We start from the raw sequence: 16,678 nt of genomic DNA on the forward strand, positions 1-16,678 counted from the left end.
ATGCGGCGTCCGCCCGGCACGCGCGCGGCTCAGGCCGCCAGCGGCCGCGCCTGCAGTTCGGCGACCTCGTGGGCGGTGCGGTAGCGGCCCTTCTCGTCACGCACCACCTGGGCCAGGGCGCAGCCCGGGTCGTGGGTGAAGAACAGGTGCACGTTGCGCGCCAGCTTGTCCTCGAGGAAGCTGCGCTTCTCGTCGATCAGCAGCTCGGCGTTGCGGTCGTAGCCCATGGTGATCGGCAGGTGCACCCAGGAGCGCCCCGGGATCAGGTCGGCGCAGAACACCACCCCGCCGTGCGGCTGCCCGTCCACCGTCTCCGGCCCGACGATCTCGGCCAGCATCAGTCCCGGGGTGTGGCCGTCGCTGAAGCCGAAGCGCACCGATTCGCCCAGCGCGCGCGAATGCGGGCCATCGACGATCTCCAGCCGGCCGCTGGCTTCCAGCAGGGCCGGCAGCTCGGGGATGAAGCTGGCGCGATCGCGCAGGTGCGGATGCCGGGCCCGCTCCCAGTGCGCGGCGCCGACCAGGTAGGCGGCGTTGGGGAACAGCAGCTCCGGCGCCCGGCCCTCGGCCCACGGCGCCAGCAGCCCGCCGGCGTGGTCGAAATGCAGGTGGCTGAGCACCACCACGTCGATGTCCTCGTGCTCGAAGCCGGCCGCGCGCAGGGACTCGACCAGCACGTGGCGGTCCTCCTGCACGCCGTAGCGTTCGCGCAGCTTCGGCTCGAAGAAGGCGCCGATCCCGGTCTCGAACAGCACGGTCTTGCCGTTGAGCGGGCTGGCCAGCAGGGCGCGGCAGGCCAGGTCGATGCGGTTGTGCTCGTCCGGCGGCGACCACTGCGCCCACATCGCGCGCGGAGCGTTGCCGAACATCGAGCCGCCGTCGAGTTTCTGCGAGTTGCCGCGGATGGACCAGAGCTTCATGGCCGGATGCTAGTCCCGGGACGGTTAAGAATCCGGAAGCCCGGGACGCGCCGCGGCGGCGTCCCCGGCCGTGGCCCGACGGCGCTCAGGGTGCCACCGCCATCGGCACCTGCACCTGCGCCTTGCCGACCGGATTGCGCGGATCGGCGCCGCCGCTCAGGGCGTTGTCGCGGCGGTTCCAGAGCACGGTCTGCAGGTTGCCCCAGACGTGGCTGGAGGCGCGCGCCGACACCGTGTCCTCGGGCAGGCGCAGGGTGTGGCCCATCGCCCGCAGCCGCGCGGCAAGCTCCGGGGCGAACGCGCCGCTCTCGGCCTGGACCACGTCCGGCAGCCACTGGTGGTGGTAGCGCGGCAACGCCGCCACCTCCTGCGCGCCCAGGCCGTCGGCGTAGCCGAGCACGCCGAGCAGGACCATGGTGATGATCCGGCTGCCACCCGGGGTGCCGAGCACCGCGACCTCGTCGGGCGAGACCATGAAGGTCGGGGTCATCGAGCTGAGCGGGCGCTTGCCCGGCTGCGGCGCGTTGGCCTCGTAGCCCATCACCCCGAAGGCGTTGGGCTGGCCCGGCAAAAGGGCGAAGTCGTCCATCTCGTTGTTGAGCAACACCCCGGTGCCCGGTGGCACCAGGCCCGAGCCGAACAGCAGGTTCACCGTCTGGGTCGCGGCGACCCGGTTGCCGGCGACGTCGATGATCGAGAAATGGGTGGTCTCCTCGTCCTCCAGCGGGGTGGGCAGGCCGGAGAAGACGTCGCTGGAGGTGGCCTTCTCCGGGTTGATCGTCGCCCGCAGGCCGGCGGCGTAGTACGGGCTGGCCAGCACGTCCACCGGCACGTGGACGAAATCGGGATCGCCCAGGTAGAAGGTGCGGTCGCGGTAGGCGCGGCGCATCGCCTCGATGGTCAGGTGGGTACGGTGGGCCGGGTCGAGCCGGGCCAGGTCCCAGCCGGCCAGGATCTGCAGCATCTGCGCCAGGGCCACGCCTCCGGAGGAGGGCGGCGGCGCGGTCACGATCTCCCAGCCGCGGTAGCCGAAGCGCAAAGGCTCGCGCTCCTGCACGCGGTAGCCGGCCAGTTCGTCGGCGGTCCAGCGGCCGCCCTGCGCGCGCACGCCGGCCAGCAGCTTCTTCGCCACCGGGCCGCGGTAGAAGCCGTCGAAGCCGTCCTTCGCCAGCGCCTCCAGGGTGCGGGCGAGATCGGGCTGCTTCAGCAGCTGGCCGCTCTTCGGCGGCTGGCCGCCGGCCAGGAATACCGCGCGGGTGCCGGGATAGCGCTCCATCACCTCGCGCCGGGCGGCATAGCCGCGCTCGAGCCGCTCGTAGACCGGGAAGCCGTCGCGCGCCAGCCGCACCGCCGGCGCCAGGCTGGCCGACAGCGGCAGCCTGCCGTAGCGCTGGGCCAGGTGCACCAGGGCGGCCGGCAGGCCGGGAATGGCCGCGGCCCAAGGGCCGTTCTGCGAGTGCTCCCGGTCGAGCTTGCCCTCGGCGTCGCGGTAGCGCTCGGGCGTGGCCGCCGCCGGCGCGGTCTCGCGCGCATCGACGAACACGTCGCGGCCGGCACCGCCGCCGGCATCGGCCTGGTGCAGCAGGAAGAAGCCGCCGCCGCCCAGGCCCGAGCTGATCGGCTCGACCACCGACAAGGCGGCCGAGACCGCGACCGCCGCATCGAAGGCATTGCCGCCAGCGGCCAGCACCTCGAAGCCGGCATCGGTAGCCAGCGCGTGGGCGCTGGCGATGGCGGCGCCGGGCGGATGCGTGGCCAGGGCCTTGCCGTCGCCCTCGGCGCGTGCAGCGGCGGCATCGGCATGCGCTGAAGGCGGGCGGGCGGTTTCGGCCAGGGCGGGCAGCCCCGCCAGCGCCAGCACGAACGCCAGCAGGACGCGGGAAACGGATTTCATTCGGAAGCCTCCGGGGCGTACAGCTCCGGATGCTCGCTTTGCAGCCGCAGCAGCTTGGCCAGCAGCTGCCCGTGGCTTTCCGGATGCTCGGGATCGGGGTCGATGCACTCGACCGGACACACCACCACGCACTGCGCCTCTTCGAAATGGCCGACGCATTCGGTGCAGCGCGCCGGATCGATCACGTAGATCGTCTCGCCCATCGAGATGGCCTGGTTCGGGCAGGCCGGCTCGCAGACATCGCAGTTGACGCAGAGTTCGTTGATCTTGAGGGACATCGGCTTGCGGACGACCTTTCCGCAAACGCCCGGCCGCCGTGGCGGCCGGGCGCGGGAGGATCACTTGGCTTCGACGAAGACGTAGTCGGCGCCGGTGTGGGACAGGGCGACCTGGACCCGGGCGTTGTCGGCGGCGTCGCCGATGAACACGATCCGCACGCCCTTCAGGGTGTCGGCCGGCACGTCCTTGAACGCGACCTCGATCAGGTCGGCCATCCTCGCCGAGGCCGGCGAACCGAAGGCCAGCAGGTTGCCCTTCTGCACGCCGCGGGCCATGGCGGTGGTGGCCGCCTCCACCTGGCGCTCGTACTTGGCCGCGAACTCCGGGTCGGACTCCGGCGGCAGGTAGTACAGGAACGGGTTGTTGGTGATGGTGCCCATGTTCTGCTGCACGACCTGCGGCAGGTAGGCCTTCCAGCCGGCGTCGTCGTCCTTGCCCGGGGCCGCCAGCGCCTTGTTCTCGGCGGCCTCGTTGTTCACCGGCGCTTCCTTCTTGCAGGCGGTCAGCGCCAGCGGCGAGATCAGCAGGCAGGCGAGCAAAAGCGCGCGCGTGGTCTTGTTCATCAGGAACCTCCCGTAGTTCTTCTGGATGGATGGGGTCACTCGGAAACAGCACCGCCCCGGCGCGCGTCGCGCAGGGCGGCGGCCACCGCCGGCGTCACGAAGCCCGAGACGTCGCCTCCCAGTCGGGCGATCTCGCGCACCAGCGAGGATGAGATGAAGCTGTACTGCTCGGCCGGGGTCAGGAACAGGGTCTCGACCTCGGGGATCAGGTGGCGGTTCATGCTCGCCATCTGGAATTCGTATTCGAAGTCCGACACCGCGCGCAGGCCGCGCAGCAGGACCCCGGCGCCGACGTCGCGGACGAAGTGCGCCAGCAGGGAATCGAAGCCGATCACCTCCACGTGCGCGTGCTCGGCCAGGGCCTCGCGGGCCAGGCGCACGCGCAGTTCCAGCGGCAGGGTCGGACCCTTGGCCTGGCTGGAGGCCACGCCCACGATCACCTTCTCGAACAGCGGCGCGGCGCGGGCGACCAGGTCGATGTGGCCGTTGGTGATCGGGTCGAAGGTGCCGGGATAGACGGCGATGCGGCGATGGGCCACGGGCTCGGGCTTCAGGGTGCCGGATTGGCGGGGCCGAGTGTATCAGCGCCCCTGGCCCCGGGGCCACGATAGAGCGCCGCGCGCGCCTGCGCGGTGGCCAGCTCGCGGTGCAGGCGCCAGCCCGGCGGCGGCGCGGGCGCGGTGCCGGCCGGCGATTCGACGTACAGCCAGGCATCGGCCGCCAGGTGCGGCAGCAGGGCCGGCATCGCCGCCTCCCACAGGCCGGCGGCGAACGGCGGATCGACGAAGGCGATGTCGGCCTTGGCCGCTGGCGCGCGCGCCAGCCAGCGCAAAGCGTCCTCGTTGGCGACCTCGATCCGGTCGCCGGCATCGAGCCGGGCCGCGTGCTGGCGCAGCATCGCCGCCAGCGCCGGGTCGCGCTCGACCAGGACCGCGCGCGCGGCGCCGCGCGAGACCGCCTCCAGCCCCAGCGCGCCGCTGCCGGCGAACAGGTCCAGCACCGTGGCGCCGGGCAGCGCCGGCATCAGCCAGTTGAACAGGGTCTCGCGGACCCGGTCGGAGGTCGGGCGCAGGCCCGGCGCATCGGGGACCTGCAGGCGGGTACCGCGCCAGCGGCCGCCGATGATGCGCACGCTGCCGCCGCCATGCCGCGCGTCCGGAACGCCGCCCGGCGGCAGGCGCCGGCTCATGCCCACCACCGGCGGCGGACGGGCGCAGCAGGCCTGTGTGCAGGAGCGGTACGGGAACGCGGTGCTAGCATGTGCGCATTCTCCGACATCCGCGTGCAATGGTCAGTTTCTTCCGCCGCAAGAAGCCCGAAACCGCCCCTCCCGCCGGACCGGGCAGCCGCTTCAGTGCACAGGACCTGGCCGCCGCGTTCCCGCAGGCGCCGAACGCGGCGACGCCCGGGGCGGCACCGCTGGCCGATGTCGCCGACGTTCCCGCGGCCGACGCCGGACTGGTCGACCCGGCCGCCGGTGCGACCCTGGTCGTGCCCGAGGCGGTGGTCGAACAGGCGCCGGTGGAGGCCGACACGGAAGTGGTGGTGGTCGCCGATGCCGGGTTGGTCGACGAGGGACTGGCCTTGCAGCCGGCCGCCGCGGCCGGCAAGCCCGGCTGGCGCGAGCGCCTGCGCAACAGCAGCTTCGCCCGCAGCTTCGGCGGCCTGTTCTCGCGCAATCCCAAGCTCGACGACGACCTGCTCGACGAGATCGAGACCGCGCTGCTCACCGCCGACGTCGGCGTGGCCGCGACCACCGCGCTGGTGGAGGGCCTGCGCAAGCGGATGAAGGCGCGCGAGTTCGCCGACGCCAATGCACTGCTGTCGGCGTTGCGCGCCGACCTGATCGCCCTGCTGCAGCCGGTGGCCCGGCCGCTGGCCATCGACCGCCAAGCCCGGCCCTTCGTCCTGCTGACCGTGGGCGTCAACGGCGTCGGCAAGACCACTACCATCGGCAAGCTCGCCCGCCGCTTCAAGGACGAGGGCCGGGGCCTGATGCTGGCCGCCGGCGACACCTTCCGCGCCGCCGCCGTGGCCCAGCTGCAGGCCTGGGGCGAGCGCAACGGAGTGACCGTGATCGCCCAGGGCCAGAACGCTGACGCCGCCTCGGTCGCGTTCGACGCCCTGCAGGCGGCGAAGGCGCGCGGCACCGAGGTGCTGATCGCCGACACCGCCGGCCGCCTGCACACCCAGGTCGGACTGATGAACGAGCTGGGCAAGATCAAGCGGGTGCTGGCCAAGCTCGACCCGGCCGCGCCGCACGAGGTGCTGATGGTGATCGACGGCACCACCGGCCAGAACGCGCTCAGCCAGCTGCGCCAGTTCCATGCCGCGGTGGGCGTGACCGGGCTGGTGGTGACCAAGCTCGACGGCACCGCCAAGGGCGGGGTGGTGTTCGCCCTGGCCCGCGAGTTCGGCATCCCGATCCGCTTCGCCGGCATCGGCGAGCGCCCGGAGGACCTGCGCGTGTTCGATCCGGAGGCTTTCGTCGACGCCCTGCTGCCCGAGGCTCTGGGCGCCTGACCCCTGCCCTTCTCCGCTCTCGCGCCGGGAGAAGGGCAAGCGCCGAGCCAGCATGAGCCAGCCCCCCGCCTTCGCCGTCCCGCTGCTGGACTGGTTCGACCGCCACGGCCGCCACGGCCTGCCCTGGCAGCATCCGCGCACGCCCTACCGGGTGTGGCTGTCGGAAATCATGCTGCAGCAGACCCAGGTGGCCACGGTGGTGCCGTACTTCCTGCGTTTCGTCGAAGCGTTCCCCACCCTGCCCGACCTGGCCGCCGCCTCCACCGACGCGGTGATGGCGCACTGGGCCGGGCTGGGCTACTACGCCCGCGCCCGCAACCTGCACGCCGCGGCCAAACGCTGCGTCGAACTGCACGGCGGCGAGCTGCCGCGCGACTTCGATGCCCTGCATGCCTTGCCCGGTATCGGCCGCAGCACCGCCGGCGCAATCCTGGCCCAGGCCTGGGGCGACCGCTTCCCGATCCTGGACGGCAACGTCAAGCGGGTGCTGGCGCGCTGGCACGGTGTGGCCGGCTGGCCCGGCACCCCGGCGGTGGAAAAGCGGCTATGGACCCTGGCCGAGGCGCACGTGGCCGAAGTGCCCGACGGGCGCATGGCCGACTACACCCAGGCGCAGATGGATTTCGGCGCAACCCAGTGCACCCGCGCCGCGCCGGCCTGCCTGACGTGCCCGGTGCGCGACGGCTGCACGGCCGTGCGCGAGGGCCTGGTCGATGCCCTGCCGACGCCACGCCCGGGCAAGGTCCTGCCCGAACGCGAGGCGGTCGCCCTGCTGCTGGAGAATGTCCGCGGCGAACTCCTTTTGCAGCGGCGCCCGCCCAGCGGCATCTGGGCCTCGCTGTGGACCCTGCCGCAGGCCGAGACCGGGGCCGAACTGCGGCAATGGTTCGAACTGGAGATCGACGGCGACTACGACGCGGCGGAGGAACTGCCGATGATCGTGCACACTTTCAGCCACTACCGCCTGCACCTGCAGCCGCGGCGGCTGCGCAAGGTCGCGCCGCGCGACCGGGTCGGCGACAATGAGGCCCAGCGCTGGGTCACGCGCGCCGAACTGGCCTCGCTGGGCCTGCCCGCGCCGATCCGCCGGCTGCTCGAAGCCCTCTGACTCCCCACTCCGGCACGCCCATGTCCCGCACCGTCTTCTGCCAGTACCAGCAACGCGATACCGAGGGCCTGGACTTCGTGCCCTGGCCGGGCGCGCTGGGCCAGCGCATCCACGCCCACATCGGCAAGACCGCCTGGGCCGCCTGGCTGGCGCACCAGACCATGCTGATCAACGAGAACCGTCTCTCCCCGCGCGATCCGAAGCACCGTGCCTTCCTCGAGGCGGAGATGGAGAAGTTCCTGTTCGGCGGCGGCGCGGACAAGCCGGCCGGCTACAGCGCGCCGGCCGAAAGCGACTGAGGCGCTATCCAGTCCGGCCCCGGCCTCAGTCCGACAGCTTGGAGCGCTTGGGCAGCTGCGCCTTCAGGAAGGCCATCTGGTCGGCCAGGATGTTGCGGTTGGACAGGATCAGATGTTCGATCCAGCTCGGCCGGTAGGGCACGGCCAGCAAAGGCATGTGCGCCTGCTGCGGGGTGCGACTGCCCTTGCGCGAGTTGCAGTGGAAGCAGGCGCTGACCACGTTCTCCCAGACGTCGCGCCCGCCCTTGGACAGCGGCATGACGTGGTCGCGGGTCAGGTGCGGGCGGGCGAACTGCCGGCCGCAGTACAGGCACAGGTGCGCGTCCCGGGCGAAGAGCGCGGTGTTGGACAAGGACGGAGTGGGGTCCAGCGCCCGCGCATGGGCATGGCCGCGGGTGGCCACGATCGGGTGCAATTCGATGATGCTGCGGTCGCCGGTGTCGCGGCGGATGCCGCCGCGCACGCGCATGCAGGGATCGCCCAGGGTCCAGGCGACGGCGTCGCGGGCGTAGAGGCAGGTGGCGTCCTGCCAGTGGATCCAGTCCATCGCCCGGCCATGGGCATCGAGCGAAAGGACGCGCAGTGCCGGGGCGGTAGTCCGCACCGGAAGCGGGGGCGCGACCGGGCCGTTGTCGGCGCCGGCGCAGACCAGACCTAGCGTTGCTGTGTCCGTCTCCATCGGGAAGACAGCTTATACCCCAATGGTGACGGTTTGTGTATGCGGCTCAGCGCAGTACGCCGTCCAGGCCGGGCGCGGGATTGAGCGCGCTGCGGTCGTCGACCTCGAACTCGCGCGACTTGCTCGCCTCGTCCGGGGTGGCGTTGACCTTGCCCTGCAGCCGGTAGGCCAGCGAGCGACGCCCGGCCAGGGCATCGGCCACCGCGATCCGGGCCATGCCTTCGGGCTTGAGCGTGGCCTGGACCACGTCGGCCGAGGTCGGGCCGATGGAGATGCCCGTCGCCACCCGCACGCGGCCGGCGACGTGTTCGTCCACGCTGACTTCCAGGTCGACCGAGTCGAAGCGCATCGACACGCTGCTGTAGTTGTGCAGGCGCAGTTCCAGCGCCCAGTCGCCGTTGGCCTGCACCGTCAGCTGCTGGATCGCGGCCGCCGGCGGCGAGACCCGCTTGCCGCTGCTGCTGCACGCGGCGAGCGCCAGCAATGCCAGGGCAGCCAGTGCGAGGGCCGCGGTACGCGCGAACGGGTGCAGGAAAGCCTTCATGCCGCCTCCGGTAACGATGAAGCGGCAGGATACTACGGCGCCGCCGGCGCCTCGCGCAGCGGCGCAGCCATCACCAGCGGCGAAAGGTCGTAGCCCATCGCCGCCGCACGCGCCCGCAGCTGCTCGAACAGCGCCGGCTCCATCCACGGCTCGCGCGAGAGGATCCACAGGTAGTCGCGGCCGGGTTCGCCGACCATCGCCCACCGGTATTCCGGGTCCAGCGCGATCACCCAGTAGTCGGCCCAGACCCAGGGCACCCAGGACAGCCAGTCCGGGGCGAAGCGCACCTGCAGCCGGCCGGGATGGCCTTCGACCGTGCGCGCCGTGCCCTCGGCGGCCTGCAGCCCGCCCTCGCGGTCACGGCAGGCATTGCGCACGCCGATCGAGCCGTCGCCGCGCAGGCTGTAGGTGGCGGTGATGTCGGCCGCGCAGCGGCGCTGGAACGAGACCGGCAGGCGCGCGATCTCGTACCACTGCCCGGCATAGCGCGACAGGTCGAGCGCGGGAACGGAGCTGACCGGTTCGCTGGCGTGGGTGGCGGGCGCCACGGCCAGGCCCAGCACCAGCAGGATCGGAAGGACGCGCATGGAGCCTCCGGATACGGCGTGGGCCGGGATGCTAGCACCCCGCCCGGAAGCGGCCGTTGGCGGTCCCGGCCGGCCTTGCGGCCGCACGCCTCAATCCAGTGGCAGGCGCCGAGGCGGCTGGCCGTAGGCGCTCAGCTCGAGCACCACCGCCCGGTCCTCGCGCAGGCGGCTGGCGGCGGCCAGGGTCCGCGCCAGTTCCAGCGCCGGCTGTACCGCCGGATACCAGGCCAGCGGCCGACCGTCGTCGCGCAGGGTGCAGCCGCGGTGGTCCTTGGTCAGGGTGAGCAGGCGGAAATCCATGGGCGACATCCTTGCGCGCCGTGCGGTCGGCTGCGGCTGCCCGCGGGGCAGCCCTGGCTGATGACGCGCAGTCTGGCCGGGTGCCGGGAACGCGCAAGTCGGGCAGCGCCCCATATCGCGGTAGGAAAATTCCGCGGCCCGAGGATTCCGTGGGACGATCGCCGGAAACGAAAAAGGCGCCGCAAGGCGCCCGATCGCTACCACCGAATCCGAAAGATGGTGGCCGGGGAGGGAATCGAACCCCCGACACGGGGATTTTCAATCCCCTGCTCTACCAACTGAGCTACCCGGCCATCCGTCGCTGCAGCTTGGCTGCGGCGAGGGGCGGCATCATAACGGGCGCACCGCGTTCCGACAAGCAGGACGTGCGCTGAACGTCCCGCCGCCGGGCCGTTGGCCGCGGATCGTGGCCGGGGCGATGATCGCGGGACATCCAGGCGCACAGGTGGTGCGATGAACAAGATGCTCGTGGCGGCCGCGCTGGCCGCGGCCCTGACCGGGTGCTCCAGCACGCCGAAGCTGAGCGATGCCGAGCGCCTGGCGCTGTACCAGGCGCATGCCGGGGCCGAGGTGCGCAGCTTCCGGATGTGGAGCCGGCTCGATGGCTGGACGCCGCTGGGTGAGCGTGCCCTGGTGGTGTGGACGCGGCCGCAGGAAGCCTGGCTGCTGGACCTGATGGGGCCGTGCCAGGACCTGGACTACGCCACCGCGATCGCGCTGACCAGCAACACCAGCCAGGTGTACGCGCGCTTCGATTCGGTGATGCCGCTGGGCTCCATGGTCGGCCACGTCGGCCGCATCCCCTGCCGGATCGAAAGCATCCGCCCCCTGGACACCAAGGCGCTGAAGCAGGCGCGCGAACAGCTGCGCGAAGCCCAGGCCACGCCGCGGCCGCAGGAAACGCCTGACGGGGCCTCGAAGGCGCCGTAGCCGCTGCCCCGCCCGGCCTCCTGAACCGCCTTGCTTGCCCCGTCACGCCCCCGGGGAGGAAAATGACCGCCCGTACTGTGCCGTTCCCGATGAGCATCGATCCCGCCCGTTATCCGCGCCTGTCGCGCATCGATACGCCAGCCGACCTGCGTGGCTTCGACGAGGCCGAACTGCCGGCGATCGCCGCCGAACTGCGGCAGTACCTGATCGAATCGGTCGGCCGCAGCGGCGGCCACTTCGGCGCCGGCCTGGGCGTGGTCGAGCTGACCGTGGCCCTGCACTGGCTGTACGAGACCCCGGCCGACCAGCTGGTCTGGGACGTCGGCCACCAGACCTATCCGCACAAGATCCTCACCGGCCGCCGCGACCGCATCCACACGGTCAAGCAGAAGGACGGCGTGGCGCCGTTCCCCAAGCGCGAGGAAAGCGAGTACGACACCTTCGGCGTTGGCCACTCCTCGACCTCGATCTCGGCCGCGCTCGGCATGGCGATCGCCCTGCAGAACGCCGGCGACCCGCGCCACGTGGTCGCGGTGATCGGCGACGGCGCGATGACCGCCGGCATGGCCTACGAGGCGCTCAACCACGCCGGCGGCATGGACGAGGAGCCCAACCTGCTGGTGATCCTCAACGACAACCGGATGTCGATCTCCGAGGCCGTCGGCGGCCTGACCCGGATGCTCGGGCGGATGACCGGCAGCGCCACCCTCAACAAGCTGCGCGAGGGCGGCAAGAAGCTGCTGGGCGACAAGAACAAGCCGCCGGCGCGTTTCGTCCGCCGCTGGGAAGAGCACTGGAAGGGCATGTTCGTGCCCTCCACTCTGTTCGAGGAGATGGGCTTCCACTACACCGGCCCGATCGACGGCCACGACCTGCCGGCGCTGGTCGCCGCCCTGCGTACGCTCAAGACCCTCAAGGGCCCGCAGCTGCTGCACGTGATCACCACCAAGGGCAAGGGCTACGAACTGGCCGAGGGCGACCAGATCGGCTACCACGCCGTGGGCCCGTTCGATCCGGCCAAGGGCCTGGTCGCCAAGGTCGGGGCGAAGAAGCCGACCTACACCGACGTGTTCGGTGACTGGCTGTGCGACGCCGCCGCCGCCGAGCCGCGCCTGCTCGGGATCACCCCGGCGATGCGCGAGGGCTCGGGCCTGGTGCGGTTCTCGAAGGAGTATCCGCAGCGCTATTTCGACGTGGCCATCGCCGAGCAGCACGCGGTGACCCTGGCCGCGGGCATGGCCACCCAGGGCGCCAAGCCCGTGGTGGCGATCTACTCGACCTTCCTCCAGCGTGGCTACGACCAGCTGGTGCACGACGTCGCCACCCAGAAGCTGGACGTGCTGTTCGCGATCGACCGCGGCGGCGTGGTCGGCCCGGACGGCGCCACTCATGCCGGCAACCTCGACCTGAGCTACCTGCGCTGCGTGCCGAACATGGTGGTGATGGCGCCGGCCGACGAGAACGAGTGCCGGCAGATGCTCAGCACCGGCCTGCGGCATGCCGGCCCGGCCGCGGTGCGCTATCCGCGCGGCACCGGCCCGGGCGTGGCGGTGGCGCCGGGCCTGGACACCCTGCCCGTCGGCAAGGCCCAGGTCCGCCGCCAGGGTTCGCGGATCGCCCTGCTCGCCTTCGGCGCGACCGTGCCGGCAGCCGAGCAGGTCGGCACCGAGCTGGGCCTGACCGTGGTCAACATGCGCTTCGTCAAGCCGCTGGACCGCGCCCTGGTGCTGGACCTGGCGAGGACCCACGAGGGCTTCGCCACCGTCGAGGACAACGTGGTCGCCGGCGGCGCCGGCTCGGCGGTGTCCGAACTGCTCAACGCCGAGGGCGTGCTGCTGCCGGTGCTGCAGCTGGGCCTGCCGGACGCGTTCCAGCACCACGCCAGCCGCGAGGACCTGCTGGCCGAGGCCGGGATCGACGCCGCCGGGATCCGCGCGGCGGTGCTGCGGCGCTGGCCGCAGCTGGCCGGCGGCGGCGACAGCCTGCCGCTCGCCGCCGGGGCCTGAGGCGGCGCCTCAGGGCGCCGCCGTCTCCACCTGCACCGCGTCCGTGCCCTCGCCCGGCTCGGTCTCTTCCGGTTCGTCCGGCGCCAGCACCCGGTAGCCGCGCGCGCGCAGGTCGGCCAGTGGGAAGCCGTCCTCGCGCAGCAGGTCGTCGATCGACAGGGTCGCGAACGAGACGGCCTGCTCGCGCAGGGCCTTTTCCGCCACTTCCAGCCAGGCCTGCTGGCTGCGCCGCTCGATGTCGGTGAAGCCCAGCTTGCGCGCGGTCTCGCTGCCGGACCAGGCCGCCAGGCAGGCGTCGACCTGGCGCCGGCGCTCGGGCAGCGCGCGCAGCGCGTCCAGGTCGCCGGTGGCCCAGGCGTTGGCCCGCGCCGCGATCTGCGGCAGGTCGCGCTCGATGATGTCCAGGGTGGTGCGCACGCATTCCAGGTCCTGCGGCTTCAGCCCTTCGCCGCGGAAGTCGGCCAGCGCCTGGCGCGGGTCCTCGATCTTCAGCCGCAGCTGCGCCGGGGTGGTCTTGATCCCGCGCGCCTTCAGCGCGGCCTCCACCACCGGGCCGACCACGCCGCCCTCGCGCAGGCCGTTGCGCTCCAGCGCCGCCTTGTACAGCTCGTACACCGCGATCATCGGCCGCTTCTTCTCGACCCCGCGGTCGCGGCCGAGGTAGCGCTGCTTGAGCACGCTCCAGCGCGCGTACAGGTCGGCCGGCAGGACCTCGTCGAGGGTGGCGCCGTCAGGGTTCTTCATCGCCTTCATCGCCGACGGCAGCAGGCTCAGGCCGCGGAAGAAGCCAACGTCGGCGTTGACCGTCACGCCCTGCGACCCCAGCACCATCCCGGCCTCGCCCAGGACCTGGCGCACCTCGTCGGCGCGCCAGTCCATGTCGCGCGGCAAGGGCGACTGGGTGCCAAGCAGGTAGAGAGTGTGGCCATCCCCGTCGCGGATCCGCCACAGCCCGGGGCCCGGCTGCACCCCGGTCACCACCACCGTGTCCATGTCCCGCACGGCGTCGGGTGCAAGCTCGATGCGATCCGTCCGCTCCTGCGCGCCCAGCGCCGGCGCGAACAGCAAAGCGATCCATGCCATTGCCACCATGCGTACCGGCATGCCTGCCCCCTGCGGATGGATGATGGCGGAGCATACCCACCGGCCGGCGCTTCGTCCGCACCCATGGCATCGCACGAGGGCTTGATTCAGGAACGCGCCAGGCAAGTCGGTCTGCTTCCGGCCCGTGACCGCCCTCAGCCGCGGCGGTGGCGCCAGCAGATGCGGAAGAACACCAGCAGGTCCCAGCTGTAGCGCCGCGAAAGGCGCCGCGGTTCATGGCAAAGCCGGTACAGCCACTCCAGCCGCCAGCGACGTACCCGGTCCGGCGCGCGGCGCGCAGTACCGGAGAGGAAGTCGAGCAGCGCGCCGACCCCCAGTACCAGCGGGACGCGCAGCCGGTCGGCATGCTCCAGGATCCACTGCTCCTGCAGGGGATTGCCGAAGGCCACCAGCAGCACGTTGGCGCCGGAGGCGTTGATCCGCTCGACCAGCGCCTCGCCGGCCTGCGCCCTGCCCGCGTAGCCGTCGCAGGTGCCGGCCACCGCCTGGCCGTACCGCTCCTGCAGCGCGATCGCGGCCGCCTCGGCCACCCCGGGCTGGCCGCCCAGCAGGAAGAACCGCAGCGGCTGCGGCGAATGCGCGCACAGCCACGGCACCAGGTCGGTGCCGTTGAGATTGCCGGCGAAGCGGCGCCCGTGCAGCCACTGCGCCGCCAGGTCCATGCCGATGCCGTCGTTGACGATGCGCAGCGCCGGCAGGCGCCGCAGCCGCGCGCGCAACGGCTGGCACTGCACCACGAAGTTGGTGTTGGCGAACAGCACCCGGCGCGGCTGGCCGGCGGCCAGCGCCGCGAACAGCTCATGGGCGAACGCTTCCTGGGTGGTCGAGAGCACCTGGAAGCCGCCCAGCGCGACCGTCTCCCCCACCGCGAAGGTCCGGCGCGCGGCGCCGTCGCCAGAGCGTTGTTCCATGCGCGCTACCACAGCTCGTGCGGGAAGGCCGCCAGCAGGCCGGCCTGGATCGCGGCCAGGTCGAAGCCGGCATTGCCCCCCAGGGCCACGCACTCGTCCACGCTGCCCCCGGAATGCCATCGCACCCGCCCGGTGCCGGCGTAGTAATCGTCGTACTTGAAGCGGTCCTCGCCGTTGCCCCAGTCCAGGTACACCGCGGGAATGCCGTAGGCCTCGGCCAGGACCAGGCCGTGCAGGGAGCTGCTCACCACCAGCCGCGCCCCAAGCAGGCGGCGCATGAAGGTCACCGGCGGGCAATCCGGCGCGACCAGCAGGGCGGCGTGCTCGCGGTACTTCTCCAGCGGCTCGTTGAAGTGCGGCACGATCGCCAGCGGGCGCGGCTGGCCGGGCCCGAGCAGGGCGGCCGGAAAGAACAGCGGCATCAGCAGGCCCGGATCGCCGAACACTTCGGGCACCGCGATCCCGCGTTCGCGCAGGAAGCGCGCGGTCAGCGGGCCGCGCACCGCGCGCACGTCGAGGTCGTCGAAGCGATGCAGATCCGCCGCCACCTTGCCGTTGACCCCGCTGCCCCAGACGGTGTCGCCGCTGGCGGCGAAGTGCAGCACCGAACCGATCGCGAGCAGCCGCCGGCGGGTGTTGCGCTTGGCCGCCAGGCGCCGGTCGCGCAAGGCCAGCACCCGAGAGACGATCACCTGCGAGAGCTGGTCGCCCATGTTGATGCGGCCGTCGCGCGGCCGCCACCAGTACAAAGCGCGCCGCTCGGCGCGTTCGGTCCAGGCGTGCAGCAGGACATCGAGCATGGGCCGCCTTTCGCTCATGGGGGGAATGGAAGGATGCGCATCCGCGGCGGCGCTCACCGGCCGTGCTCCGCGACGGCGATCCGGGTATCGGGGAAGCGCGCCGGGTCCAGCACCCGGTCGGTGGTCTGCGCCCAGTCCAGCCAGCGCCGGGCCGGTGCGCGCGGCGCCTCCAGCGCGTGCGCGACCGCCGCCAGCAGCGAATCGGCGTCCCCGGGCGTGTAGCCGTGGCGGGAGCCGCGCCCGCCGACCACCGCGTGCGGGCATACCGCCGGCAGGCCGAAGAACTCGTATTGCAGCAGCTTCATCGAGCTGTCGGCCAGGTAGGCCGGCACCTGCGGCGAGGCGTAGGGCGCGATCCCGATGCGCGCATGCCTGATGTAGCCGATGGTCTGCGCATGCGCCATCTCGCCATGGACGACGACGTTGTCGCCGTAGTCCGGATGCCGGCCCATGCCCGAGCCGATCACGTGGAAGGTGACCTGCGGGAACGCGCGGCCGGCGGCCACGAACACCCGCGGATCGAACAGCATCGAGCCCACCGAGACCGCGTGGATGCCCTCGCCGTAGGGAGAGGGATCGCCCAGCTCCGCCAGCCCGGGATCGATGCCGTGGCCGACGTGGAAGACGTTGCCGGCGCCGGCGATCTCGCCGGCCATCGCCGGCGAGACCAGCGCGATCGCGTCCAGCATCGGCGCGACCCGGTCGAAGGTGCGCGTGATCCAGGCGGCGACGTCGATCGCCGACAGCGCGTCGGAAGCGCGGTAGACCAGGCGCGCGGCCGGGTTGAGCCGGCGCGCCAGCTCGATGAAGGCGATCGCGGTGCCGCTCTCGAACACGATCACGTCGGCCTCGGCGATCCATCGCCGCAGGACCGGCGGCGGATGCCGCGCGTACCAGCCGAACATCGCGTCCTCCAGCGGCCGCGCCCAGCGCCGGCGGCTGTTGAACGGATGCACCAGGCTGCGCCACAGGTAGCACTCCACGCCGTCCTCGTGGCGCCCGACGCGGTTGGCCTGCTCGTCCAGGACCAGGCGCGCATCGCCCTTCCAGCGCGACAGGCGGCTGTAGCGCAGGGAGAAGAACCGGGTCGGGCCGCGTCGGGCCAGCTCGCGGGCGATGAAGTGGATGTTGGCCCGGCGCGGGGTGCGGTAGTCGTGCGCGGAGAGGACCAGGTGGTTGGGCCTGCGCGCGGCGGCGGCGACCGCGGTCTCGCCCGGCGCATGCATGGATG

19 protein-coding genes and 1 tRNA gene are annotated in these 16,678 nt (G+C 72.2%); 5 read left to right on the forward strand and 15 right to left on the reverse strand.

Features of this window, described 5'->3' with window-relative positions:
* Window positions 1-29: 29 nt before the first annotated feature.
* The 6 genes from CSC62_RS10515 to rsmD form a co-directional block, all read right to left on the reverse strand.
* On the reverse strand, window positions 30-920 hold the full coding sequence (locus CSC62_RS10515; protein ID WP_162406145.1) for an MBL fold metallo-hydrolase: 891 nt from the start codon (window positions 918-920) through the stop codon (window positions 30-32).
* 85 nt (window positions 921-1,005) lie between these two features.
* On the reverse strand, window positions 1,006-2,814 hold the full coding sequence (gene ggt, locus CSC62_RS10520) for a gamma-glutamyltransferase (RefSeq protein ID WP_162406146.1): 1,809 nt from the start codon (window positions 2,812-2,814) through the stop codon (window positions 1,006-1,008).
* Window positions 2,811-3,092, reverse strand: coding sequence for a YfhL family 4Fe-4S dicluster ferredoxin (locus tag CSC62_RS10525; RefSeq protein WP_162406147.1), 282 nt, complete (start codon window positions 3,090-3,092; stop codon window positions 2,811-2,813). The genes ggt and CSC62_RS10525 overlap by 4 nt, the downstream gene beginning before the upstream one ends.
* Before the next feature lie 60 nt (window positions 3,093-3,152).
* Window positions 3,153-3,656, reverse strand: a complete 504-nt coding sequence (locus CSC62_RS10530; protein ID WP_162406148.1) for a hypothetical protein — start codon at window positions 3,654-3,656, stop codon at window positions 3,153-3,155.
* Window positions 3,657-3,691: 35 nt separating this feature from the next.
* A complete protein-coding gene (gene coaD, locus CSC62_RS10535) occupies window positions 3,692-4,195 on the reverse strand; it encodes a pantetheine-phosphate adenylyltransferase (protein ID WP_162406149.1) in 504 nt (167 codons plus the stop codon).
* 11 nt (window positions 4,196-4,206) lie between these two features.
* Window positions 4,207-4,845, reverse strand: a complete 639-nt coding sequence (rsmD, locus tag CSC62_RS10540) for a 16S rRNA (guanine(966)-N(2))-methyltransferase RsmD (RefSeq protein WP_162406150.1) — start codon at window positions 4,843-4,845, stop codon at window positions 4,207-4,209.
* 98 nt (window positions 4,846-4,943) lie between these two features.
* Here rsmD and ftsY point away from each other — a divergent pair, with 98 nt between their 5' ends.
* The 3 genes from ftsY to CSC62_RS10555 are packed head-to-tail and all read left to right on the forward strand — an operon-like array spanning window position 4,944 to window position 7,586.
* Window positions 4,944-6,179, forward strand: a complete 1,236-nt coding sequence (ftsY, locus tag CSC62_RS10545; protein WP_162406151.1) for a signal recognition particle-docking protein FtsY — start codon at window positions 4,944-4,946, stop codon at window positions 6,177-6,179.
* 52 nt (window positions 6,180-6,231) lie between these two features.
* The gene (gene mutY, locus CSC62_RS10550) at window positions 6,232-7,287 is read left to right on the forward strand and encodes an A/G-specific adenine glycosylase (protein ID WP_162406152.1); all 1,056 of its coding nucleotides are present in this window, start codon (window positions 6,232-6,234) and stop codon (window positions 7,285-7,287) included.
* A gap of 20 nt (window positions 7,288-7,307) precedes the next feature.
* On the forward strand, window positions 7,308-7,586 hold the full coding sequence (locus tag CSC62_RS10555; protein WP_162406153.1) for an oxidative damage protection protein: 279 nt from the start codon (window positions 7,308-7,310) through the stop codon (window positions 7,584-7,586).
* Window positions 7,587-7,611: 25 nt separating this feature from the next.
* Here CSC62_RS10555 and CSC62_RS10560 read toward each other — a convergent pair whose 3' ends face one another.
* The 5 genes from CSC62_RS10560 to CSC62_RS10580 form a co-directional block, all read right to left on the reverse strand.
* Window positions 7,612-8,265 carry an HNH endonuclease gene (locus CSC62_RS10560; RefSeq protein WP_162406154.1) on the reverse strand — a complete coding sequence of 218 codons (654 nt, stop codon included), beginning with the start codon at window positions 8,263-8,265 and terminating at the stop codon, window positions 7,612-7,614.
* A gap of 46 nt (window positions 8,266-8,311) precedes the next feature.
* Complete coding sequence (locus tag CSC62_RS10565) at window positions 8,312-8,809, reverse strand: LEA/WHy family protein (RefSeq protein ID WP_162406155.1); 498 nt, start codon at window positions 8,807-8,809, stop codon at window positions 8,312-8,314.
* Between the two features lie 32 nt (window positions 8,810-8,841).
* Window positions 8,842-9,396 (reverse strand): lipocalin family protein, encoded by a 555-nt coding sequence (locus tag CSC62_RS10570; protein WP_162406156.1) that lies wholly within the window; start codon window positions 9,394-9,396, stop codon window positions 8,842-8,844.
* Window positions 9,397-9,486: 90 nt separating this feature from the next.
* Window positions 9,487-9,696: a hypothetical protein gene (locus tag CSC62_RS10575; RefSeq protein ID WP_162406157.1), complete on the reverse strand. Its 210-nt coding sequence runs from the start codon at window positions 9,694-9,696 to the stop codon at window positions 9,487-9,489.
* A 217-nt stretch (window positions 9,697-9,913) separates the two neighbouring features.
* Window positions 9,914-9,989: transfer RNA gene (locus CSC62_RS10580), tRNA-Phe, on the reverse strand.
* A gap of 160 nt (window positions 9,990-10,149) precedes the next feature.
* On the opposite strand from CSC62_RS10580, the gene CSC62_RS10585 reads away from it, so the two are divergent.
* Together CSC62_RS10585 and dxs are read left to right on the forward strand one after the other, a co-directional pair.
* The gene (locus CSC62_RS10585) at window positions 10,150-10,626 is read left to right on the forward strand and encodes a DUF6491 family protein (RefSeq protein ID WP_162406158.1); all 477 of its coding nucleotides are present in this window, start codon (window positions 10,150-10,152) and stop codon (window positions 10,624-10,626) included.
* Window positions 10,627-10,715: 89 nt separating this feature from the next.
* Entirely contained in the window at window positions 10,716-12,632 is a 1,917-nt protein-coding gene (gene dxs, locus CSC62_RS10590; protein ID WP_162406211.1) for a 1-deoxy-D-xylulose-5-phosphate synthase, read from the forward strand.
* Between the two features lie 9 nt (window positions 12,633-12,641).
* Here the strand turns inward: dxs and CSC62_RS10595 are convergent, their stop codons facing one another.
* From CSC62_RS10595 to CSC62_RS10610, 4 genes are all read right to left on the reverse strand, one after another.
* Window positions 12,642-13,715 carry a TraB/GumN family protein gene (locus tag CSC62_RS10595; protein WP_246194350.1) on the reverse strand — a complete coding sequence of 358 codons (1,074 nt, stop codon included), beginning with the start codon at window positions 13,713-13,715 and terminating at the stop codon, window positions 12,642-12,644.
* A gap of 155 nt (window positions 13,716-13,870) precedes the next feature.
* Window positions 13,871-14,647: a WecB/TagA/CpsF family glycosyltransferase gene (locus tag CSC62_RS10600; protein WP_162406159.1), complete on the reverse strand. Its 777-nt coding sequence runs from the start codon at window positions 14,645-14,647 to the stop codon at window positions 13,871-13,873.
* A 5-nt stretch (window positions 14,648-14,652) separates the two neighbouring features.
* Window positions 14,653-15,447 (reverse strand): polysaccharide pyruvyl transferase family protein, encoded by a 795-nt coding sequence (locus tag CSC62_RS10605; RefSeq protein WP_162406160.1) that lies wholly within the window; start codon window positions 15,445-15,447, stop codon window positions 14,653-14,655.
* Between the two features lie 53 nt (window positions 15,448-15,500).
* Window positions 15,501-16,673 carry a GumK N-terminal domain-containing glycosyltransferase gene (locus CSC62_RS10610; RefSeq protein WP_162406213.1) on the reverse strand — a complete coding sequence of 391 codons (1,173 nt, stop codon included), beginning with the start codon at window positions 16,671-16,673 and terminating at the stop codon, window positions 15,501-15,503.
* Window positions 16,674-16,678 lie beyond the last annotated feature (5 nt).

Origin of the sequence: Pseudoxanthomonas jiangsuensis, assembly GCF_010093185.1 — a bacterium.
In the GTDB taxonomy this organism is placed as follows: Bacteria; Pseudomonadota; Gammaproteobacteria; order Xanthomonadales; family Xanthomonadaceae; genus Pseudoxanthomonas; species Pseudoxanthomonas jiangsuensis.